16 protein-coding genes and 1 pseudogene are annotated in these 22724 nt (G+C 41.5%); 10 read left to right on the top strand and 7 right to left on the bottom strand.

Annotated elements, in window-relative coordinates; all coding sequences use genetic code 11:
• Nucleotides 1-18 precede the first annotated feature (18 nt).
• From CJF29_RS14750 to CJF29_RS14725, 6 genes are all read left to right on the top strand, one after another.
• Nucleotides 19-1347 carry a V-type ATP synthase subunit B gene (locus tag CJF29_RS14750; RefSeq protein ID WP_099147241.1) on the top strand — a complete coding sequence of 443 codons (1329 nt, stop codon included), beginning with the start codon at nucleotides 19-21 and terminating at the stop codon, nucleotides 1345-1347.
• 107 nt (nucleotides 1348-1454) lie between these two features.
• A complete protein-coding gene (locus tag CJF29_RS14745) occupies nucleotides 1455-2060 on the top strand; it encodes a V-type ATP synthase subunit D (RefSeq protein ID WP_099147242.1) in 606 nt (201 codons plus the stop codon).
• A complete protein-coding gene (locus CJF29_RS14740) occupies nucleotides 2057-3874 on the top strand; it encodes a V-type ATP synthase subunit I (RefSeq protein ID WP_099147243.1) in 1818 nt (605 codons plus the stop codon). The genes CJF29_RS14745 and CJF29_RS14740 overlap by 4 nt, the downstream gene beginning before the upstream one ends.
• A 74-nt stretch (nucleotides 3875-3948) precedes the next feature.
• Nucleotides 3949-4413, top strand: a complete 465-nt coding sequence (locus CJF29_RS14735) for a V-type ATP synthase subunit K (RefSeq protein ID WP_004297644.1) — start codon at nucleotides 3949-3951, stop codon at nucleotides 4411-4413.
• A 202-nt stretch (nucleotides 4414-4615) separates the two neighbouring features.
• Nucleotides 4616-6277: a glycogen/starch synthase gene (locus CJF29_RS14730; RefSeq protein ID WP_099147244.1), complete on the top strand. Its 1662-nt coding sequence runs from the start codon at nucleotides 4616-4618 to the stop codon at nucleotides 6275-6277.
• Between the two features lie 37 nt (nucleotides 6278-6314).
• Entirely contained in the window at nucleotides 6315-8879 is a 2565-nt protein-coding gene (locus CJF29_RS14725; protein WP_074559276.1) for a glycosyltransferase family 1 protein, read from the top strand.
• Nucleotides 8880-9089: 210 nt separating this feature from the next.
• Here CJF29_RS14725 and CJF29_RS14720 read toward each other — a convergent pair whose 3' ends face one another.
• Nucleotides 9090-10190, bottom strand: a complete 1101-nt coding sequence (locus tag CJF29_RS14720; protein WP_074559277.1) for a TlpA disulfide reductase family protein — start codon at nucleotides 10188-10190, stop codon at nucleotides 9090-9092.
• Nucleotides 10191-10328: 138 nt separating this feature from the next.
• Between CJF29_RS14720 and potA the strand changes: the two genes are divergently transcribed.
• The 4 genes from potA to CJF29_RS14700 are packed head-to-tail and all read left to right on the top strand — an operon-like array spanning nucleotide 10329 to nucleotide 14684.
• Entirely contained in the window at nucleotides 10329-11720 is a 1392-nt protein-coding gene (gene potA, locus CJF29_RS14715) for a polyamine ABC transporter ATP-binding protein (RefSeq protein WP_099147245.1), read from the top strand.
• Between the two features lie 11 nt (nucleotides 11721-11731).
• On the top strand, nucleotides 11732-12532 hold the full coding sequence (locus CJF29_RS14710) for an ABC transporter permease (RefSeq protein ID WP_004308090.1): 801 nt from the start codon (nucleotides 11732-11734) through the stop codon (nucleotides 12530-12532).
• The gene (locus CJF29_RS14705; RefSeq protein ID WP_004297655.1) at nucleotides 12526-13320 is read left to right on the top strand and encodes an ABC transporter permease; all 795 of its coding nucleotides are present in this window, start codon (nucleotides 12526-12528) and stop codon (nucleotides 13318-13320) included. The genes CJF29_RS14710 and CJF29_RS14705 overlap by 7 nt, the downstream gene beginning before the upstream one ends.
• A 32-nt stretch (nucleotides 13321-13352) precedes the next feature.
• Nucleotides 13353-14684, top strand: coding sequence for an ABC transporter substrate-binding protein (locus tag CJF29_RS14700; protein WP_008776543.1), 1332 nt, complete (start codon nucleotides 13353-13355; stop codon nucleotides 14682-14684).
• Nucleotides 14685-14805: 121 nt separating this feature from the next.
• Here the strand turns inward: CJF29_RS14700 and CJF29_RS14695 are convergent, their stop codons facing one another.
• The 6 genes and pseudogenes from CJF29_RS14695 to CJF29_RS14670 all read right to left on the bottom strand — a co-directional run bounded on the left by CJF29_RS14695 (nucleotide 14806) and on the right by CJF29_RS14670 (nucleotide 22705).
• Nucleotides 14806-15498 (bottom strand): DNA alkylation repair protein, encoded by a 693-nt coding sequence (locus CJF29_RS14695; RefSeq protein WP_176553166.1) that lies wholly within the window; start codon nucleotides 15496-15498, stop codon nucleotides 14806-14808.
• 124 nt (nucleotides 15499-15622) lie between these two features.
• Nucleotides 15623-16282 carry a DUF4840 domain-containing protein gene (locus CJF29_RS14690; RefSeq protein WP_074559278.1) on the bottom strand — a complete coding sequence of 220 codons (660 nt, stop codon included), beginning with the start codon at nucleotides 16280-16282 and terminating at the stop codon, nucleotides 15623-15625.
• Between the two features lie 174 nt (nucleotides 16283-16456).
• Nucleotides 16457-18154: pseudogene (locus CJF29_RS14685) on the bottom strand (helix-turn-helix domain-containing protein).
• Nucleotides 18155-18839: 685 nt separating this feature from the next.
• Nucleotides 18840-20393 (bottom strand): BT_3987 domain-containing protein, encoded by a 1554-nt coding sequence (locus CJF29_RS14680; protein WP_255299412.1) that lies wholly within the window; start codon nucleotides 20391-20393, stop codon nucleotides 18840-18842.
• A gap of 27 nt (nucleotides 20394-20420) precedes the next feature.
• Complete coding sequence (locus tag CJF29_RS14675) at nucleotides 20421-21656, bottom strand: DUF1735 and LamG domain-containing protein (RefSeq protein WP_099147249.1); 1236 nt, start codon at nucleotides 21654-21656, stop codon at nucleotides 20421-20423.
• 14 nt (nucleotides 21657-21670) lie between these two features.
• Nucleotides 21671-22705, bottom strand: coding sequence for a glycoside hydrolase family 18 (locus CJF29_RS14670; RefSeq protein WP_032852978.1), 1035 nt, complete (start codon nucleotides 22703-22705; stop codon nucleotides 21671-21673).
• Nucleotides 22706-22724: the final 19 nt, after the last annotated feature.

Genomic DNA, 22724 nt, shown 5'->3' with positions numbered 1-22724 from the left:
TAATTTTAATTATCAAAGATGGCAACAAAAGCTTTTCAAAAGATATATACCAAGATTACTCAGATTACCAAGGCTACTTGTTCGCTGAAAGCGACAGGAGTAGGGTATGACGAGCTTGCCACTGTGGACGGTAAACTGGCACAGGTGGTTAAGATTGCCGGTGACGATGTCACTTTGCAGGTATTTGAAGGTACGGAGGGTATTCCGACCAATGCCGAAGTAGTATTCCTCGGCAAATCGCCTACATTGAAAGTGAGTGAGCAGCTGGCCGGACGTTTCTTCAACGCTTTCGGTGATCCGATTGATGGAGGTCCGGACATTGAAGGACAGGAAGTGGAAATTGGCGGTCCGTCTGTGAACCCGGTTCGACGTAAACAGCCGTCGGAACTGATTGCAACGGGTATTGCCGGTATCGACTTGAACAATACACTGGTATCGGGTCAGAAGATTCCGTTCTTTGCCGACCCCGACCAGCCTTTTAATCAGGTAATGGCAAATGTAGCCTTACGTGCTGAAACGGATAAGATTATCCTCGGAGGTATGGGTATGACGAATGACGACTACCTGTACTTTAAGAATGTGTTCTCTAATGCAGGTGCGCTGGACCGTATCGTGAGTTTCATGAATACGACCGAAAATCCTCCGGTAGAACGTTTGTTGATTCCGGACATGGCATTGACTGCTGCAGAGTATTTTGCAGTAAATAATAATGAGAAAGTGCTGGTGCTATTGACGGATATGACGAGCTATGCGGATGCGTTGGCAATTGTATCTAACCGTATGGACCAGATTCCTTCGAAAGACTCTATGCCGGGATCGCTTTACTCGGATTTGGCAAAGATTTACGAAAAGGCGGTGCAGTTCCCTTCCGGTGGTTCAATCACTATTATTGCGGTGACTACTTTGTCTGGTGGAGATATTACGCATGCTGTACCTGATAATACGGGTTACATCACTGAAGGTCAGTTGTTCCTGCGTCGTGATAGTGATATCGGTAAGGTAATTGTTGACCCGTTCCGTTCATTGTCTCGTTTGAAACAGCTGGTAACCGGTAAGAAGACACGTAAGGACCATCCGCAAGTGATGAATGCCGCTGTACGTCTGTATGCCGATGCCGCTAACGCTAAGACGAAGATGGAAAATGGTTTCGACCTGACCAACTACGACGAACGTACGTTGGCTTTTGCGAAGGACTATTCCAATCAGTTATTGGCTATTGATGTCAATCTTGATACTACTGAAATGCTGGACGTTGCCTGGAGCTTGTTCGGTAAATATTTCCGTCCGGAAGAAGTGAATATCAAGAAAGACTTGGTGGATCAATACTGGCCGAAACAAAATAATTAGACAATTAGACGATTTGCTATTAGGATGATAGTGGACGGATTATATATGTTTATAAGAAGTAATTTCAATCGTCTGATCGTAAATTGTTAAATTAGTAAATCAACGAGATGGCTATAAAGTTTCAATATAACAAAACCTCTCTTCAGCAGCTCGAAAAGCAACTGAAAGTGCGGGTGCGTACGCTTCCTATTATTAAGAATAAGGAAAGCGCCCTCCGCATGGAAGTGAAACGCTGTAAAACGGAAGCTGCCGATCTGGAGGATAGGCTCGAACAACAAATTCAAGCCTATGAAGCCATGTTCGCCCTTTGGAATGAGTTTGACACTTCATTAATAAAGGTGAATGATGTTCATCTTGGCGTGAAAAAGATTGCAGGTGTGCGCGTACCGTTGCTCGAAAATGTAGAATTCGAGATACGTCCGTACAGTATGTTTAATGCTCCCAAATGGTATGCCGACGGTATCCATCTATTGGAAGAGCTGGCTCATACGGCAATTGAACGTGAATTTATGCTCGCCAAGCTGAACTTGTTAGAACATGCAAGGAAAAAGACCACTCAAAAGGTGAACCTTTTTGAGAAGGTGCAGATACCGGGTTATCAGGATGCATTGCGAAAGATCAAACGATTCATGGAAGATGAAGAAAACTTGTCGAAATCTTCGCAAAAGATCATGAAGTCCCATCAAGAAAAAAGGAAGGAGGTAGAGGCATGATTACAAAAATGAAGAAACTCACATTCCTGGTTTATCACAAAGAGTATGAAGAATTCCTGAACAGTCTGCGTGAACTTGGGGTAGTCCATATTGTGGAGAAACAACAGGGGGCTGCTGATAACACGGAGTTGCAGGAGAATATTCGTCTTTCCAATCGCTTGGCGGCTACCTTGAAGTTGCTTCAGAATCAGAAGCATGAAAAGAATGCTGTAATTGCTACGGAAGGTGGAACGGCTGCCCGTGGTATGCAAGTGCTGGACGAAGTGGATGCCCTGCAAACAGAGCATGGAAAGCTGTCGCAGCAGTTGCAAAGCTATGCCAAAGAGAAAGAAGCGCTGGAAGCCTGGGGTAACTTTGAATCGGATAATGTTCAGAAGCTGAAAAATGCCGGTTATGTAATCGGTTTTTATAGCTGTTCGGAAGGAAATTACAAGGAAGAGTGGGAAACGGAATACAATGCAATGATTGTGAACCGTATCTCTTCTAAAGTATTCTTCGTGACTCTGACGAAAGGCGGGCAGGAAGTGGATTTGGATGTAGAACAGGCGAAATTACCTGCATACTCTTTGGCACACCTTGAAACGCTTTACAATACGACCGAACAGGCCGTTGAAGAGAATGAAAAGAAGCTGGTTACGTTTTCCGAAACAGAAATTCCTTCCTTGAAGGCTGCTCTGAAAGAGTTGCAAAGCCAGATTGAGTTCTCTAAGGTGGTGTTAAGTTCCGAACAGACTGCCGGTGACAAACTGATGTTAATTGAAGGATGGGCACCTGCATTCAGTCAAGTGGAAATAGAGGCTTACTTGAATGACGCACATGTATATTATGAGATTACCGATCCGATGCCGGGCGATAATGTTCCTATTCGATTGAATAATAAGGGATTCTTTGCCTGGTTCGAACCGATCTGTAAGTTGTATATGCTTCCGAAGTATAATGAATTGGACTTGACTCCGTTCTTTGCCCCGTTCTTTATGGTCTTTTTCGGACTTTGTCTGGGAGATTCCGGATATGGGGTGTTCCTGTTCCTGGGAGCTACGGCCTATCGGTTGATGGCGAAGAAAGTGACTCCGTCAATGAAGTCGATCATTTCATTGATACAGGTATTGGCTGCTTCAACATTCTTTTGCGGTTTGCTGACAGGTACGTTCTTCGGAGCGAATATCTACGATTTGAACTGGCCGATTGTTCAACGTCTGAAACATGCCGTCTTGATGGATAACAATGATATGTTCCAATTATCGTTGATATTGGGAGCTATTCAGATACTATTCGGTATGGTGTTGAAGGCGGTGAATCAGACCATTCAGTTTGGCTTCAAATATGCAGTGGCAACTATCGGATGGATCATCCTGCTGGTTTCCATGGCAGTTTCGGCTTTGTTGCCGGAGGTAATGCCGATGGGAAGTACAGTGCATTTGGTTATTCTGGGTGTTTCGGCTGCTATGATCTTCCTTTATAACAGTCCGGGAAAGAATGTTTTCCTGAATATCGGACTGGGATTGTGGGATTCATATAATATGGTCACCGGTTTGCTTGGCGATGTATTGTCTTACGTTCGTCTGTTTGCCCTCGGACTTTCCGGAGGTATTTTGGCGGGAGTATTCAACAGCCTGGCAGTAGGTATGAGTCCGGATAATGTAATAGCAGGCCCGATTGTTATGGTACTGATTTTCGTTATCGGTCATGCCATCAATATCTTTATGAATGTGCTGGGTGCAATGGTTCACCCGATGCGTCTGACGTTCGTTGAGTTCTTCAAGAACTCCGGATATGAAGGAGGCGGTAAAGAGTACAAACCGTTCAGAAATTGAAAATTTGAAGATTAAGAATTAGAAATTGAGAATTAATATTTTAAGAATTAAACAATAAAAAATAGAATAAGATTATGGAAATGAATTTGTTTATCGCCTACATTGGCATCGCGATTATGGTTGGTTTGTCGGGCATCGGTAGTGCTTACGGAGTAACTATTGCAGGTAATGCTGCTATCGGAGCATTGAAGAAGAATGATAGTGCATTCGGTAACTTCCTGGTATTGACAGCTCTTCCGGGTACACAGGGTCTTTATGGTTTTGCAGGTTATTTCATGTTTCAGACAATCTTCGGTATTTTGACTCCTGAAATTACACCTATCCAGGCATCAGCAGTGCTTGGTGCAGGTATTGCTCTGGGATTGGTTGCTTTATTCTCCGCTATCCGTCAGGGACAAGTTTGTGCAAATGGTATCGCAGCAATCGGACAGGGACACAATGTATTTAGCAATACGTTGATTCTTGCCGTATTCCCCGAACTCTATGCAATCGTTGCTTTGGCTGCAACCTTCTTGATTGGTAGCGCACTTGTTGCATAATTTTTAGCAAGAATATTTCCTATAAAGGACTTTCAATCCCCTTGTACATGCTGCTTTGCATGTGCAAGGGGATATTCTTTTTTCATTATAGGGCAACGTTTCTTTCCTCTTCTTAACTCATATTTTTCGCATAAAGTATTATTTTTCAAAGAATAATGTGTACTTTTGCACTCGCATACTAAAAAGAGTTTTAATATATTATATGGTAAAAGATTTATTAACCCCCGATTATATCTTCGAGTCCAGCTGGGAAGTATGTAATAAAGTGGGAGGTATATATACCGTCTTGTCGACACGGGCAAATACATTACAGGAAAAATTCCGCGACAGAATTTTTTTCATAGGTCCTGATGTGTGGCAAGGAAAAGAAAACCCTCTATTCATCGAGTCGGATAACCTATGTGCTGCCTGGAAAGAGCATGCGCTTGAGAAAGACGAACTTTCTGTCCGTGTGGGACGATGGAATATCCCCGGTGAACCCATAGTCATTCTTGTTGATTTCCAACCTTTTTTTGAAAAGAAAGACGATATATACACAGAAATGTGGAATCGTTATCAAGTAGATTCGTTGCACGCCTATGGCGATTACGACGAGGCTTCTATGTTTTCCTATGCCGCAGGAAGAGTGGTGGAGAGTTTCTATCGCTACAACCTGACGGAAACGGATAAGGTGGTATATCAGGCACATGAATGGATGACTGGAATGGGAGCACTTTATGTACAGGAAGCTGTGCCGGAGGTTGCTACTATTTTTACGACCCATGCTACGTCTATCGGTCGTTCCATTGCCGGCAATAATAAGCCGTTGTATGATTATCTGTTTGCTTACAATGGCGACCAGATGGCGCAGGAACTGAACATGCAATCGAAACACTCGATTGAGAAACAGACTGCACACTATGTAGATTGTTTTACTACGGTGAGTGAAATAACCAATAATGAATGCAAGGAATTACTGGATAAACCGGCAGATGTTGTTCTGATGAACGGTTTTGAAGATGATTTTGTGTCGAAAGGAAGCACATTTGCCGGCAAGCGTAAACGTGCACGTGCCTTGATGCTGAATGTAGCCAATAAGTTATTGGGAACAAATCTGGGTGATGATACGTTAATTGTCGGAACCAGTGGACGATACGAGTTCAAGAATAAAGGTATTGATGTTTTTCTGGAATCATTAAACCGTTTGAACAGGGATAAGAAACTGCATAAGAATGTGTTGGCATTCATCAATGTACCCGGTTGGGTGGGAGAGCCTCGCGAGGATTTGCAGGCACGTTTGAAGAGCAAAGATAAGTTCGACACTCCCCTCGAAGTACCGTTTATCACTCATTGGCTGCATAATATGACTCATGACCAGGTGTTGGACATGTTGAAATATCTGGGAATGGGCAATCGTCCGGAAGATAAGGTAAAGGTGATTTTTGTTCCTTGTTATCTGGATGGTCGTGATGGTATCATGAATAAAGAATATTATGATATATTGCTGGGGCAGGATTTGAGTGTCTATGCTTCTTATTACGAACCGTGGGGATATACTCCGCTGGAAAGTGTAGCTTTCCATGTGCCGACAATCACTACGGATCTGGCTGGGTTCGGACTTTGGGTAAACAGCCTGAAGAACCAGCATGGCATTAATGATGGAGTGGAAGTGTTGCATCGTTCGGACTATAATTATTCGGAAGTGGCGGATGGTATCAAAGATACGATTACGTTATTTGCGGATAAGACAGAGAAAGAAGTGAAGGAAATCCGTAAGCGTGCTGCTGAAGTTGCAGAGCAGGCTTTATGGAAGCACTTTATACAATATTATTATGAAGCTTATGATATCGCTTTGCGTAAGGCAAGGATACGTCAGTTGAGTTAAGAAAGAAATTATTTATCAATAAGTAAACGAAAACATTATGAAAATCAAAGTTAGTAATGTGAATACTCCCAACTGGAAAGAGGTTACTGTGAAATCACGTATACCGGAAGAGTTGGAGAAGTTGTCTGAAATCGCACGCAACATTTGGTGGGCATGGAATTTTGAAGCGACTGAACTGTTTAGAGATCTAGATCCGGAACTATGGAAAGAATGTGGACAGAATCCAGTACTGTTGTTGGAACGTATGAGCTATGAGAAGCTGGAAGCGCTGGCAAAAGACAAGGTGATTCTAAGAAGAATGAATGAAGTTTATACGAAATTCAGAGATTACATGGATGTGAAGCCGGATGAGCAACGCCCATCTATAGCTTATTTCAGCATGGAATATGGCTTGAGCAGCGTCCTGAAAATATATTCCGGTGGTCTGGGCGTATTGGCTGGTGACTATCTGAAAGAGGCTTCCGACAGCAATGTTGATTTGTGTGCGGTAGGTTTCTTGTATCGTTACGGCTACTTTACTCAAACGTTGTCTATGGATGGACAGCAGATTGCCAACTACGAGGCACAAAACTTCGGTCAACTTCCTATTGAACGCGTAATGGATGCCCACGGTCAGCCGTTGGTGGTAGATGTTCCTTATCTTGATTATTATGTTCATGCAAACGTGTGGCGTGTGAATGTTGGACGTATTTCTTTGTATCTGCTTGACACAGACAATGAAATGAACAGCGAATTCGACCGTCCTATCACTCACCAGCTTTATGGTGGCGACTGGGAAAACCGTTTGAAACAGGAAATCTTGTTGGGTATCGGTGGTATCCTGACTCTGAAAGCTCTGGGTATCAAGAAAGATGTTTATCACTGTAATGAAGGACATGCTGCATTGATTAATGTTCAGCGTATCTGCGACTATGTAGCTACTGGATTGACTTTCGACCAGGCTATTGAGTTGGTTCGCGCTTCTTCTCTTTATACTGTTCATACTCCGGTGCCTGCAGGTCACGACTATTTTGACGAAGGTTTGTTCGGCAAATATATGGGTGGTTATCCTTCCAGAATGGGTATCTCATGGGATGACTTGATGGATCTAGGACGTAACAATCCGGGCGACAAGGGCGAACGTTTCTGTATGTCTGTTTTTGCTTGTAACACTTCACAGGAAGTGAACGGTGTAAGCTGGCTGCACGGAAAAGTTTCTCAAGAAATGTTCTCTTCTATCTGGAAAGGTTATTTCCCGGAAGAAAGCCACGTAGGATATGTAACGAATGGTGTTCACTTCCCAACTTGGAGTGCAACAGAATGGAAAGAATTATACTTTAAATATTTCAACGAAAACTTCTGGTTCGATCAGTCTAATCCTAAGATTTGGGAAGCTATCTACAATGTGCCCGATGAAGAGATTTGGAAGACTCGTATGACTATGAAGAATAAGTTGGTTGACTATATCCGTAAGTCATTCCGCGATACATGGTTGAAGAACCAGGGAGATCCTTCTCGTATCGTTTCACTGATGGATAAGATCAATCCGAACGCATTGCTGATTGGTTTCGGCCGTCGTTTTGCTACTTACAAACGTGCACACTTGCTGTTCACCGACTTGGATCGTCTTTCTAAGATCGTGAACAATCCTGATTATCCGGTACAATTCCTGTTTACAGGTAAAGCTCACCCGCACGATGGAGCAGGCCAGGGCTTGATTAAGCGTATCATTGAAATCTCTCGTCGTCCGGAATTCCTGGGTAAGATTATCTTCCTCGAGAATTACGATATGCAACTGGCTCGTCGTCTGGTTTCCGGCGTTGATATCTGGTTGAATACTCCGACTCGTCCGTTGGAAGCATCCGGTACATCTGGTGAAAAAGCTTTGATGAACGGTGTTGTCAATTTCTCCGTATTAGACGGATGGTGGCTGGAAGGTTACCGTGAAGGTGCAGGTTGGGCGTTGACTGAAAAACGTACTTACCAGAATCAGGAACATCAGGATCAGCTGGATGCTGCTACTATTTACAGTATTCTTGAAACTGAAATCCTTCCGTTGTATTATGCACGTAATAAGAAGGGATATTCTGAAGGCTGGATCAAAGTGGTGAAGAATTCTATCGCACAGATTGCTCCTCATTATACCATGAAGCGTCAGTTGGATGATTACTATAGCAAGTTCTATTGCAAACTGGCAAAACGTTTCCAGACTTTGGCTGCTAACGATAATGCAAAAGCAAAAGAAATCGCAGCTTGGAAAGAAGATGTGGTTGCTAAATGGGATTCTATTGAAATCGTATCTTGTGACAAGGTAGAAGAGCTGAAGAATGGTGATATCGAAAGCGGAAAAGAATATACTATTACTTACGTTATCGATGAAAAAGGCTTGAATGATGCAGTGGGACTTGAATTGGTTACTACTTACACAACTGCAGACGGAAAACAACATGTTTATTCTGTAGAACCGTTCAGTGTAGTCAAGAAAGAAGGCGACTTGTATACATTCCAGGTTAAACACAGCTTGTCAAATGCAGGTAGTTTCAAGGTGTCTTACCGTATGTTCCCGAAGAATCCGGAACTTCCACACCGTCAGGACTTCTGCTACGTACGTTGGTTTATCTAATTGCTTGAGTAAAAGTAGGGGAGTATATCTCCCTCACTTTCATACATACATTCAGCCCCTGTATTCTTTGAGAATGACAGGGGCTGAATTTTTTATCTGTTTGGAGAGTGGGGCGTAAAGTCTCGCAAATAAAAAAGACTGTCTCATTTTCTATTTGAGACAGTCTTGTATAAATTTCAAGGCCTTTGGAAAAGCCTTTCTTTGGATCTGTTATTTAACAGCTTCTGCAATTTTAGCTTGAAGTTCTTCTCCGTGCAGACCGCGAGCAATAATCTTACCGCTACCATCGATCAATACAGTGTGAGGAATGCTGTTTACAGCATAAAGCTGTGCACCTTCACTTTGCCAGAATTTCAGGTCGGACATTTGCGGCCAAGTCATGTCTAGTTTCTTGATTGCTTCTTTCCATGCAGCACCATCCTGATCGAGAGATACACCTACGATTTCGAAGTTTTTGCCTTTGTACTTAGCGTATGTTTCTACCAGGTTAGGCATTTCGCGACGGCAAGGACCGCACCAGCTAGCCCAGAAGTCAACCAATACCACTTTTCCTTTGCCTACATAATCAGACAATTTCACTGTCTTTCCTTCCGGAGTCTGCATTTCGAAATCAACAAATTGAGTACCTACAGCAGTCTTTTTCTGCTTGTCAGTCATCTCTTTGATTCTTACGATTGTTTCGTCATTCTGGAAATTCGCAGGAATTTGTTGCAACAAAGCTTCATTTTCGTCCGTAGAGTTATTGTAGAAAGTTTGTTTAAACAAGAATACTCCAACCGGGTTGGTGATATTCTTTTGTACGCCTTCTTTGATTGCTTTGTCATATTGTTCTTCCAGCTGAGCACCTTCTTTTTGTTTGGCCTCTTTCTGCTCATCACTTAAAGATGTATTACCCATTGCCTCATAAATGGCATTCATTTTTTTGCTGATGTCATTGATTTGAGCTCTGATTTCCTGGTATGCATCGTTGTTGGGAGTACCGGTAACAGCGTCATTATCCTTGGTCAGGGCAACGTTGATTTTTCCGTTTTCCAGGAAGAAGTCGATCATCAACGGTTCTCCGTTCACTTCACAAGTGACATAACGGCTAACCACAGAGTCTTGTGTGCCTTCAAAGGTAAAAGTACCTTTGGTGATAACGGCTGTATCTAGTTTGGTCAGATTTCTACCATTGGCTTCCTGAAGATAAACGGTGTCACCATCGCTTGCACCTTCTACTGTGCCTGTAATAGTGTATCCGGCTTTTCCGCCAGTACAAGCTACCATGCTTAACGCTGCCGTTGCAATAACTAAATAAGTAAACTTTTTCATGCTTTTGTAAAATTGGTGAATAAATATTTATGCAAAGATAGATTTTTTTTCTGTCGGGCATCGAAAAACACTGTTATATTAGATTAACACGTAGGTGGAAACCGCAGAAATGTGTACCTTTGCAGCCCAAACTTTAGTATGAATATGCAAGAAGATAAATCCATCATTGAGGTGAGCCATGTATCGAAGTACTTTGGCGATAAAACAGCATTGGATGATGTGACTCTGAACGTGAAAAAGGGCGAGTTTGTGACTATCCTTGGTCCTTCCGGTTGCGGTAAAACCACGTTGTTGCGTCTCATTGCTGGTTTTCAGACAGCTTCGGAAGGCGAAATCCGAATTTCGGGGATGGAAATAACACAAACTCCTCCCCATAAGCGTCCGGTGAATACGGTATTTCAGAAATATGCCTTGTTCCCGCACTTGAATGTGTATGATAACATCGCTTTCGGCCTGAAACTGAAAAAAACACCGAAACAGACCATTGAGAAGAAGGTGAAAGCTGCTTTGAAAATGGTAGGCATGACGGATTATGAATACCGCGATGTGGATTCTCTTTCCGGTGGTCAGCAACAACGTGTAGCTATTGCCCGCGCCATCGTGAATGAGCCGGAAGTGTTGTTGTTGGATGAACCGCTGGCAGCGCTCGATCTGAAAATGCGTAAGGATATGCAAATGGAGCTCAAAGAAATGCATAAATCTTTGGGAATTACGTTTGTTTATGTCACTCACGACCAGGAAGAGGCACTTACGCTAAGTGATACGATTGTCGTGATGAGTGAGGGAAAGATTCAGCAGATCGGTACGCCGATTGATATTTATAATGAACCTATCAATGCTTTTGTAGCAGACTTTATCGGAGAAAGTAATATCCTCAACGGTACCATGATTCATGATAAACTCGTACGTTTCTGCGGTACGGAGTTTGAATGTGTGGATGAAGGATTTGGCGAGAATGTTCCCGTAGACGTAGTCATCCGTCCGGAGGATCTTTATATTTTCCCTGTTTCGGAAATGGCACAGTTGGTAGGAGTGGTGGAGACTTCTATTTTTAAAGGGGTGCATTATGAAATGACGGTGATGTGCGGTGGATATGAATTTCTGGTGCAGGATTACCACCATTTTGAAGTAGGGGCGGAAGTCGGTCTGTTAGTAAAGCCTTTCGATATCCATATCATGAAGAAAGAGCGTGTTTGCAATACGTTCGAAGGAAAATTGCTGGATGCTACTCATGTGGAATTCCTGGGCTGTAACTTTGAATGTGTTCCGGTGGAAGGAATCGCTTTCGATACGAATGTCAAAGTGGAAGTAGACTTTGAAAAAGTGATTCTTCAGGATAATGAAGAAGACGGAACGCTGACGGGCGAGGTGAAATTCATCCTTTACAAGGGTGACCATTATCATCTGACTGTATTGTCAGATTGGGACGAGAATGTATTTGTAGATACGAACGATGTATGGGATGACGGTGACCGTGTAGGTATTACCATCCCTCCAGATGCTATTCGTATAGTTAAAATAACCGATTAACAGGAAAGGAAGTGAATAAGAGGTTTATAGTCTTTTTGTCATCACGTAAGAGTTGGACTCTCCCTTACATTATTTTTTCGGCGATCTTTGTGATTATACCGTTGTTCTTAATTGTCGTATATGCCTTTACCGATGATAGCGGCCATTTGACACTCGCCAATTTTCAGAAGTTCTTCGAACATCCCGAAGCAATCAATACCTTTGTCTATTCGATTGGTATTGCCATTATTACCACCCTTGTTTGTATTTTATTGGGTTATCCTGCTGCCTGGATATTGAGTAACAGCAAGCTGAACCGTTCCAAGACGATGGTCGTACTGTTTATTTTGCCGATGTGGGTAAATATTCTGGTGCGTACCCTTGCCACTGTTGCCTTATTCGACTTTTTCAGTGTGCCGTTGGGCGAGGGAGCGTTGATATTCGGTATGGTATACAACTTTATCCCTTTCATGATTTATCCTATCTACAATACTTTGCAGAAGATGGATCATAGCTATATCGAGGCGGCGCAAGACTTGGGAGCCAATCCTGTGCAAGTCTTTCTGAAAGCAGTCCTTCCGCTTTCCATGCCGGGGGTGATGAGTGGTATCATGATGGTGTTCATGCCGACCATATCAACATTTGCCATTGCCGAGTTGCTGACGATGAATAACATCAAACTCTTTGGTACGACGATTCAGGAAAATATCAATAACAGTATGTGGAACTATGGAGCGGCACTTTCGCTCATTATGTTGCTATTGATAGCTGCTACTTCCCTGTTCAGCACCGATGATAAGGAAAACTCAAATGAAGGAGGCGGGCTATGGTAAAGAAGATATTTGCACAGACTTATTTGTGGATATTGCTGCTCTTGCTTTATTCTCCGATCGTGATTATTGTGATCTACTCATTTACAGAGGCGAAAGTGTTGGGTAACTGGACGGGATTTTCTACCAAACTTTATTCTTCGTTATTCACTACCGGTGCTCATCATTCTTTGATGAATGCATTGATTAATACAATCACTATCGCTCTATTGGCTGCAACAGCATCTACGTTATTAGGAAGCATCGCTGCTATCGGTATATTCAATCTGAAAGCCCGTTCACGCAAAGCGATCGGATTTGTGAACAGCATTCCTATTCTGAATGGTGATATTATCACCGGTATATCCTTGTTCCTTTTGTTTGTATCTCTGGGGATCACACAAGGCTACACAACCGTAGTGCTTGCTCATATTACTTTTTGTACCCCGTACGTTGTTTTAAGTGTATTGCCCCGTTTGAAGCAGATGAATCCGAATATTTATGAAGCTGCCCTCGATTTAGGAGCTACTCCTATGCAGGCCTTGTGGAAAGTCATAATTCCGGAGATTCGTCCGGGAATGATTAGCGGCTTTATGCTTGCACTGACACTATCCATTGATGATTTTGCCGTAACTGTATTCACTATCGGTAATCAAGGTTTGGAAACGCTTTCTACTTATATCTACGCCGATGCCCGCAAGGGAGGTTTGACCCCGGAACTTCGCCCGCTTTCGGCTATCATTTTTGTCGTGGTACTGGCGTTATTGGTTGTAATCAATTACCGGGCAGGAAAAACGAAGAAAAAAGATTAATAGACTATCAAATGTGCTACTACGTAAATAATATGAAAAGAATAATTCCTGCTATCCTGCTCTTATTGGCTTTGACCGGGTGTTATAATTCCGGTGAACCTCGTGAGCGGGTTCTTAAAATCTACAACTGGGCGGATTACATCGGCGAAGGTGTACTTGAGGATTTCCAGGCATATTATAAAGAACAGACCGGTGAGAATATCCGTATCGTTTACCAGACATTCGATATCAACGAAATCATGTTGACGAAAATTGAAAAGGGGCATGAAGATTTTGATGTTGTTTGTCCTTCGGAATACATCATCGAGCGTATGCTGAAGAAGCATTTGTTGCTACCTATCGACACGAATTTCGCACATTCTCCCAATTACATGAATAATGTGGCTCCATTTATTCGTAAGCAGATTAATAAATTGAGTCAGCCGGGTGAAAAAGCCAGCCGCTATGCTGTATGTTATATGTGGGGGACGGCAGGTATTCTGTATAACCGGGCTTATGTGCCCGATTCGGTAGCCCTGTCCTGGGATTGCCTTTGGAATAAAAAGTATGCCGGAAAGATCCTGATGAAGGATAGTTATCGTGATGCTTATGGAACAGCCGTGATTTATGCGCATGCAAAGGAACTGAAGGAGGGAACGGTAACAGTGGAAGAGTTGATGAACGACTATTCTCCACGTGCGATGGAGTTGGCTGAAAAATACTTAAAAGCCTTGAAACCGAACATTGCTGGCTGGGAAGCGGACTTTGGCAAGGAAATGATGACGAAAAATAAAGCTTGGCTGAATATGACTTGGAGCGGTGATGCAATCTGGGCGATTGAAGAGGCCAATGCGGTAGGAGTGGATTTGGATTATGAAGTTCCCGAAGAAGGAAGTAATATCTGGTATGACGGTTGGGTGATCCCGAAATATGCCAGGAATCCGGAAGCGGCTAGTTATTTTATCAACTTTATGTGTCGTCCGGATATAGCCTTGCGGAATATGGATTTCTGCGGATATGTAAGTTCCATAGCTACTCCCGAAATACTGGAAGAGAAGATAGACACCACTCTTCATTATTATTCCGATTTAAGTTACTTTTTCGGACCGGGTGCAGACAGCGTGCAGATTGATAAAATACAATATCCGGATCGTAAGGTGGTGGAACGATGTGCCATGATTCGTGATTTTGGCGATAAGACAAAAGAAGTTCTTGATATTTGGTCGCGTATTAAAGGAGATAATTTGGGAGTGGGTATCACTATTCTTATTTTCGTCGTTGTTGCATTGATGAGTGGTTGGATGATTTATAAGAAGTGGCAGCGTTATAATCGTCAGAAACAACAAAGACGTAGAAGCAGAAGGAAAAAGGTCAGGAGGAATTAGTGTTTCTCCGGATTGCAAACAAAAAATAAATTAGGTGGAAAATAAAAGCGGTATCTACGGTAAGAAATAAGAAGCACGGTGAACAGAATGCTGATGGCAGGATGTTCGCCGTGCTTGGTATTTATCGTCTTTTCATTTCTCGGAGAATGTCCTTGGTGTCCTTATCTACCCGGAATGACTCAATTGTTTTTTGCAGTGCCTTGTTGTAAGTCCAGTTATCCAGTGTGCTATGTTTCAGATACTCCATTGTCTTTTGGGGAAATTTGATAAAACACAATGATATCATCCATGCCATAGCCATGCGTGCATAATATGCATCATGATTGAATGAGTCGGCATATTTCAGTAACGAATCGATATGCGCGTCATCTACATAATGGAAAAGCATCACAATTCCGAAACGTATTTCAAATTCTTTAGAGGATTTCAGATAGGGTTGGATAAATTGCCATACGTTTTCTTTTCCTTTTTTCACAGAAGTTTTCAGTTCACTGCAGAATATGTCGCATACAGCCCAATTATCTATACGGGGAATGAACATCGTTACGTATTTCATTTGTTCTTCAAGTTCCATTTTTGCCAGTCCGATAATCATTCCCTGAAGCATTGTTTCTTCATAATAAATCGTATCGGTTGATTTGACAAATGTACGCCAGTCTTCTTTCTTAATAATTTCTTTGGCCATTGTCCGCAGTTGGGGGATGCGTACGCCGAGAATGTTGTTTGCTCCCGGGAGGAGGGAAGAATGAAATTCCTGATATTTGGAATCTGCTAATGCTTGTAATTCTTTCCGGATGTTTTCAGTTGTAGTCATTTTCATATCGCACGTTATTTCGCAAAGGTATAAAAAAAGAGTATGCGCGCTGTGTGCAGGCATACTCTTTTTCGAGGTAATTCCCATCATAATGAAAATACGTTGGGAAAGTTTATCCGATCAGTTACTTTTTGACCATGTCGAAACTGAATGTGGTAACCGAAAAGTTTTCAAGCGGCTCTCCTTCTACTTCCACTTGGGTGGCTTTGATTACAAAGGTGAGTTTTTTATCTTTATATGTATATTGACCCTTTTCTTCCGCTTCTATGGTTACTTTTACAGTAATTTGAGGAGCTTCCTCTCCCTCTGTTTGTACTTGGGTAGGGATCGTGTATTTTATTTCCAAAGGTTCAGGTTTTAATTGAAGTAGAATGGAGCCTTTGCTATCATCATTAAAGGCTGCAGTATAAGGAATGTTGTAATTGATATCACCCAAAGTCTCAATGATAATTTCGCCTATTTCTTCACCGACAATACTTTTAATCAGATCATCTACCGGAAGTTTTTTTATCATAATCTGATTGTCCTTAACTTCAGCGGTAACTGTGGCTCCTTGCGGCTGTTCTTCTTTGGAGGAATAGTTTTGTGGATTGACGGATGGAGCAGTTTCTGTTAGCATATTACCGGAATAATTACCTTCCACATCTTTAAGTGAATATACGGGAATATCAGAATCGTCATCACTACTACATGCTGTAAAAGTGGCTATCAGGCCTAATGACATTACTAAGAAAGCAAAACGATTAAAACAACAAGCTTTTTTTATTTCAGTTATAATTTTCATACTGTTTTTAATTAGATTATTAATTTTCAAAATTAAGGTGTACGTACATAAAGTAAATGCCGGTACTTGTGAAATACTGCATAAGGAAATAAAAATAGAATATTTTTTTTATATGAGTATTGCCATGAAGATCCCTGTTCATGGGATCTTCAATTATAAAAGATTCTTTTTATTTTATAGCTTTTTCGTAATGGACTTGCTTGGAGTTATCCCGAAATACTCTTTGTATTTATGGCGGAAATTCTTAAGATTTTTCAATCCAATCATTTCAGGAATAACCTGGACAGAGTATTTTCCACTCTCCAATAACTCACGTGCTTTTTCCATACGAATACGATAAATAAAATACTTCGGTGCTTCTCCCGTCAGTGCTTTCCATTTATTAAAGAAAGCAGTTCTGCTCATATACAGTTCAGAGGCAATTTCATCTATCGTCAGATTTTCCTTATCTATATTTTTTAGAATAAATTCTTTTACTTGATTGATGAATGTGTAATTACTATCATCTAAAACTTTCTCTTCTTCCTTTTCCAAGAACTGCTTTCCGAAAACTGTCTGCAAGAATGATCTTCTTAGAGAACGGTTGTTTTTGATAAGTACATTCATTTCTATCTTTAAATCTTCGATGTGGAAAGGCACATATAAAAAGATGTCGGCCAGGGAACTTTCTCTTTTGTTGCGTTGTCCTATATCTATACGTGAACCGTAAAGGATGATAGGAATAACGGATGTTTCTCCTGATGTCTTTAGTCTTGATGACAGTTCATAGCCATACATTCCATGCAGCATAAGGTCGCAAATCACTAAATCAGGATATTTCTCTTTTATACATTCTAAAGCTTCAGAGCCATTCCCGAAACTTTTCACATCAAAATCCTTTGATAAACATTCTTCCAAATAAGACTTGAATTCTTCATTACTGTCAGCGAGAACAACAGTAGGCTTGATTGAACTTTTTTTATGAGCAATCTTACCCAATGAAGTATCAGTCTTTCTTTCTTCCGACTTTTTTGCGGAGTGTATGATATTATATCCGGATACCTTTCTTTCTGAATTTGTTGTAGGAAATCTTAGTGAGACAGTGTGGGTTGAATGATTGATAAGAATATTCCCATCACATAGTTTCATTAATTTTTTGCAGAGTACACTTTTGGCAAATGCATATTTGAACCCTGATTTATGTTTAGGTTTAATCAAGTGATACTTTTGGTGCCTATAACATGTTAGCAATTTGCCCTTGTTGGTATCGAACGTTTTAAGTTCCCAGTGTTCGGAATTAGAAGAAATTGAAAAGATAATCCTTTTATCTTCAGGTTTCGAATGTTCTATTGCGTTTTTTATGAATTTATCAATGATGGGAGAGATTTTACTTTGATCGAACCAAACGCTGGCATAATTAAACTCTGTTTTTATTTCTAACTTAATCCGCTTGTCCGTAGCGAAATTTTTCAATGAATGGACTCTGTTATTAATGAAGTTTCCCAGTTCATATTCGGCAATATCCATCTGTTTGGAGTAGATAAGCAGATGTCGCAGATTCATTAATTTGGTTAGGTGTTCATCAAGACAGTCTATATTACGAATGACTAGTGATAACATTTTCTTTATGTCTTCGGGGCAACTATCATCACAAGCAGCTCTTAGAGGGGTATGAACGAGTGTGATAGGGTTGCGAATGCTTTGAAAAGAATCCATGAAATATTGGTGCTCTTCTTTTAAGATTTTGATTTCCTTATGGAGGGTAAGAAAATGAGATAAGAGCCAATATAATGAAATTCCTCCGGCTGTAAGTAGTAAGAAGAAGTGAGACTAGTGAAAGATATTTGCATCTATAATAGAGACAAATAGTGACGTTATCATTAAGTATTTCATATTTATTTTTTGTTGAAGTCACTTGGACTGTATACCTCTGTTCCTTTTTAGTTGAGGGGGGATGAGAAAATGCACAACGAGTGTGATTTAGGGCATTACTAAACTCAAACAGTCTAATCTCAAAATTATTTGTTCTTTGAAGGTCAATATTAAGAAAGCGAGTTCCGTATGCAGATTTAAATCCTTACGTCTTGAATCATTCTTTAAGGAATATCTATTTCCTCCAAGTGACAATAATTAATAGATCATTTTTTCTGAATATATAATACTAAATAGAGATTCTTTGACGGTGGTGGGCGTATCTTGTATTTGATACTGTAATCTTTTGGGGCTATCAGTATCACAATATGCTTTTTCATATGTAATTCCTAAGGTAAAGTAAACATATTTTCTTTATTGAAATATAGTTTGTTTTTGCGGAGTAAAAGTAATGATTTGGTATAATAAATAAATGATGAGTTATTGGCAAATGGTGTATTGTTATTGTTTGGTGTTGTTTTGTAGGTGATAAGTGTTGTGTTTTTGTATTATTTTAATTGATGATATTTGGTGGAAATAGTGAAACCGGAACTTTAACCAAATAGATGGTTAAAATTCCGGTTATATTATTTTACTGATAATAGGCGCATAAGCTCCTGTTAGTAAGGAAAGGATTTGTTTTTCCTCCCCTGTTTAATTGATAATTCTACATCTCGTAATAGTTTTTATCCCCTTTCATATCCTTGTATTTACCATTATGCAAATAGTTGATGTCCGGTTCATATTTATGGCCTCCTTCCACTCTATAAAAGGCTGCTGCCCCTGCATTTATGTTAGCATGATATGGTGTTGCTTCCAGTGCGTCCGACCAGAAAGGGATATTACGCATTATGTAAAGTTTGCCAAGACCTTTGTCATATAACTTTTCTCGTAACGTTTCCGGATACGATTCGTCATTTTCATAATCGAACGTATATTCGTCGGTGCTGAAACCGCCATATTGAGATTTGTCCAGTCCTGCTATTGGTTTTTCAATCGAGCTATCCTCCCATGGATTCATAATTTTGGTATTTACCCATGTCCAGGCATAATCAATATATTCACCTGCTCTGATACCCGCAGCCTCGGAGGCTAGTGAACCGGCCGGATCACCCGTTATGGTAACTGTAATCAGTTTGGTCTTGCCTAAAGATTCCCGTAGTGCTTTGATGAGCTTCGGATACGAGGTCGCATTGGCAGCCGGATGTCCGTTTATACCATATTCGGCACCTTCGTCCATGAGATTAATGCCATCTACACGGTAGTTGGCGAGCTTCTTGACTTCCGCTACAAAGGCTGTAATCTGCTCATCTGTCAGGTTGCAGAATCCCAAGCCGGTCCCTTCTGCTTTAAGGGTGACGCAACGCTTTATACCATAGCTGGAGAGTGACGACATATTGCTTAATTGCTTTTTGAAATTGGCTGATTGGTTCAGAGTCACTTTTCCATTCGCATATCCCAGTGTTGCGGCATTCACATTAATGATGTCATATAAATAGGCATACCACGACGTTTCCCATAACTCATAATGTCCGGGACCGAATGTTTCATTATCATATAATACCATGATAAATTCTTTGGCAATGGAGGCGTTGACTTTTTCGCCATCAATAAACCCTACCATCTTGTACTTTTTCATATCAGCCTTCATCGGGCTCAACCACGGATAAGTAGAGCGTTTATAATAAATCTTGTAATAGATTTCATTACTATCCCGTGACGGACGAATTCCGCTTTCTTCCGGTAGTTCTACGGTAATAGGGAGCAAAGAATAATCATGCAATGTGCCTAGCGGATTCAGGCGTACCATGATAGTATCCGACATTGTATCTCCTGCCTTAATAGTCATTGCACCATTGTTACTGATGCCCTCAATGCTGATAGTAGACATTTTCCGGTATTCCGTACCGTGTTCTTCATTGTATTTGTCTACTAAGTCGAGGTCGATTTTCATTGTGATTCGGGTGTCCTGTGCCACCGGCTTCACCGTTTGGTAGAAGAATGCAAAATCGGGAGTCTTGGTATTGGTCATGGTGATTTCCAGGTCACTGGTTGTCATATCACATTTTAGCATGCCAAAGTTATTGTCTAAAGCCGTCTCGTTAGGTAATTTACCTACGGGAGTGGCAATGGAATTATCTTCGCAGCCTCCTAGCATGCCGGTTACTAATGTAATGGCAGCCATGCAGAGAACATTTTTGAAGTTTATATTTCTTTTCATGTCCATGGTTATCTTTAAAGTGAATGATTACTTGTTGATTTGTGGAATTTCGATTCCCGTCGGCCACACAAGAGGTTCGGCAGATACTGCATCGAATCCGTGTTTCGAATGGTCCTTGACAATGTTTCCCTCACCTTCATTAAATTTCCAGTAAGCAAGCAGGCTTTCTTCGTTTTCAGGATCTTCCACTTTATACATATTCGTCCAGATTTCCTCTTTCGTACGGCAAGTGTTCCAGATACGTATCTCTGCGATGTTACCGTTGAGTTGCCGTAGCTCATCTTCATAAGAGCGTCCTATCTGGAATTCGCAATCCGGCGTTCCACAGATATCCACAGTAGCTCCTTTTCCATAAGAGATATCCTGACTTTGCAGTTGTCCGTTCACATAATAGGCAATAAAATGTTCCTTGGCGTTGTACACCAGCGCTATATGATACCATGTCATTGCATTCAGTGACTTAGCCCTGTCGGCGGCGGGGAATTTGACTCCGTCCGGTCCCTGCATCTGCAACTGTTGGCGTGGGAAACTTGTATCACCTATACGCATTAAGAAATGCTGTTCTACTCCCATGATCGTACTGATATCCGATGCACCAGCCGTATTGCTTGGTCCGCTGTATGTAAAGTCCTCTACATATACCAGTGCTTCCATGGTAATCTGACCTAATTCTTTCAGACAGGCATTTTTCTCTTCGTTGAGGAAAGTAGGCACTTCCAGATAATTGTCTTTCAGGTTGGCGGCTACCGTGATAGCGCTTGAACGGCGCACCAGATAGAACAATGTTTTCGAACCGTTCAATAGATGAACGCCACCCGACGTTTCAGAGATGGTGAGCGGAACCAGATAAGTTTTATCAATCTCCAGATCTAACAGGTTATTAAAATAGATCGTATCAATCAATGATTCACTCTTTTCGGCTTTGATAATCAGTTCGCTGTTCGACAGGTTATAATATTTACTATCCAGCATTCCATAATCAGTCCCGTGCCGGGCATTGAATTCGTTTATCAGTCCGGGATCCGCTTTCAGCTTCACTACGATGTCTTTTCCTGCCGGGTAAGTCAACTTGGCGCTGAAGGCACGTTTCTGTTCATTCAGCGTATTTCGGAAAGTCACTCTTTCTGAATTGCTGTTACTGGCTTCCTTGATATAGACCATGTTGTCGAATGGTGCTTTATTGCTGTAATCCGTATTGTCACAGGCAATCATCAGTCCGCAGATGATTGCAGCCAGAGAGATGATTATTTTATATCGTTTCATAGTTCCTCCTTTCATTAATTAATCGGTGATGGGTTCAGTTTTTGGATAGCATCACGTATACGGCGGTAGTTAGTCACCCCATCGGTGGCGAGATAATCTTCATTGGCATTGTAGATAGAAACTCCTGCCAGCGGACCATTGTTACCCAGTCCTGTGATGAAATGATTGATGATGTAGGCCATCCCTTCCGAGGTTTGTATAACATCCAAATCTTCCCGGCTGATGATACCGGTTTTACCGTCATCGGTCGGAGGAGTGGCTGTCGTTATCACTTTCTCTTTGGGCATTTTCCCATAGAAACCTACAGGTTGGCTCATATTCAGTTTTATTTCGAGTGAGCTTTCAAGCAACACAATTTGCCCATCCACGAAATAGTCTACCAAATCGATGAACGGCTCTTCGTATCTTCCGCTATAATCCACTGTAAATGTGACGATGCCATCAAAGAAAACCAACTTTCCATTATTAGCTTTCGGACCGCCGATAGCGGCAAGTTTTTCCCGGATAGCCGTCGTTACCTCATTGAAGAAATCGACATGCATCATACTTCCGGCACGACCAAACTGCACATAATAACCGTCAAATTCATCACTCTCCCCGTTTTTCAATGCCGCATTCATTTTCGTTTTGAATTCTTCCAGGTTTTCTGTCTCTTCGCATTGGTCGTAGAATTCGGATAAATTCTTGTAATAGAGAAATTTGGTGCCGGTCCGTTTGAGTTTGGATATGTCTTCCTTATCATAAACGGACAGATTATCAGCGTTGGTCAGCACCACAAAATCTACGCTATCGGGCAAGGAACGCAAGAAATCCTGTTCGCCCAATGTCGTACCCGGATTGTTGGCAAAACGTATTAACATTAACGTATGCTTCCGGTTTTTGTATTCTTTCAGACTTTGCTCGTATTTTTCATGCAAGCTGGGGTCTTGTTCGTCGGGAAATATAGGGTTGTAATCAACCGGTGTCGGTTCCGTCCAGTCGCTACAGGCAACGAACATCAGTGAGCAGGCTACGGTCAATATGACACTTATGAATGAATTCTGTTTCATTGTATCTTGGGTTTAAGTT

It is taken from the genome of Bacteroides celer (genome assembly GCF_002632415.2).
Lineage (GTDB): Bacteria > Bacteroidota > Bacteroidia > Bacteroidales > Bacteroidaceae > Bacteroides.
Note: the sequence above shows the minus strand (reverse complement) of the source record. Positions and strands in the feature narration are given on the sequence as shown.

What these genes read in the sequence shown, in the direction of transcription:
- CJF29_RS14750 (WP_099147241.1), top strand. Translation starts at nt 19, where the DNA reads ATGGCAACAAAAGCTTTTCAAAAGATATATACCAAGATTACTCAGATT.
- CJF29_RS14745 (WP_099147242.1), top strand. Translation starts at nt 1,455, where the DNA reads ATGGCTATAAAGTTTCAATATAACAAAACCTCTCTTCAGCAGCTCGAA.
- CJF29_RS14740 (WP_099147243.1), top strand. Translation starts at nt 2,057, where the DNA reads ATGATTACAAAAATGAAGAAACTCACATTCCTGGTTTATCACAAAGAG.
- CJF29_RS14735 (WP_004297644.1), top strand. Translation starts at nt 3,949, where the DNA reads ATGGAAATGAATTTGTTTATCGCCTACATTGGCATCGCGATTATGGTT.
- CJF29_RS14730 (WP_099147244.1), top strand. Translation starts at nt 4,616, where the DNA reads ATGGTAAAAGATTTATTAACCCCCGATTATATCTTCGAGTCCAGCTGG.
- CJF29_RS14725 (WP_074559276.1), top strand. Translation starts at nt 6,315, where the DNA reads ATGAAAATCAAAGTTAGTAATGTGAATACTCCCAACTGGAAAGAGGTT.
- CJF29_RS14720 (WP_074559277.1), bottom strand. Translation starts at nt 10,190, where the DNA reads ATGAAAAAGTTTACTTATTTAGTTATTGCAACGGCAGCGTTAAGCATG.
- potA (WP_099147245.1), top strand. Translation starts at nt 10,329, where the DNA reads ATGAATATGCAAGAAGATAAATCCATCATTGAGGTGAGCCATGTATCG.
- CJF29_RS14705 (WP_004297655.1), top strand. Translation starts at nt 12,526, where the DNA reads ATGGTAAAGAAGATATTTGCACAGACTTATTTGTGGATATTGCTGCTC.
- CJF29_RS14700 (WP_008776543.1), top strand. Translation starts at nt 13,353, where the DNA reads ATGAAAAGAATAATTCCTGCTATCCTGCTCTTATTGGCTTTGACCGGG.
- CJF29_RS14695 (WP_176553166.1), bottom strand. Translation starts at nt 15,498, where the DNA reads ATGACTACAACTGAAAACATCCGGAAAGAATTACAAGCATTAGCAGAT.
- CJF29_RS14690 (WP_074559278.1), bottom strand. Translation starts at nt 16,282, where the DNA reads ATGAAAATTATAACTGAAATAAAAAAAGCTTGTTGTTTTAATCGTTTT.
- CJF29_RS14680 (WP_255299412.1), bottom strand. Translation starts at nt 20,393, where the DNA reads ATGAAAAGAAATATAAACTTCAAAAATGTTCTCTGCATGGCTGCCATT.
- CJF29_RS14675 (WP_099147249.1), bottom strand. Translation starts at nt 21,656, where the DNA reads ATGAAACGATATAAAATAATCATCTCTCTGGCTGCAATCATCTGCGGA.
- CJF29_RS14670 (WP_032852978.1), bottom strand. Translation starts at nt 22,705, where the DNA reads ATGAAACAGAATTCATTCATAAGTGTCATATTGACCGTAGCCTGCTCA.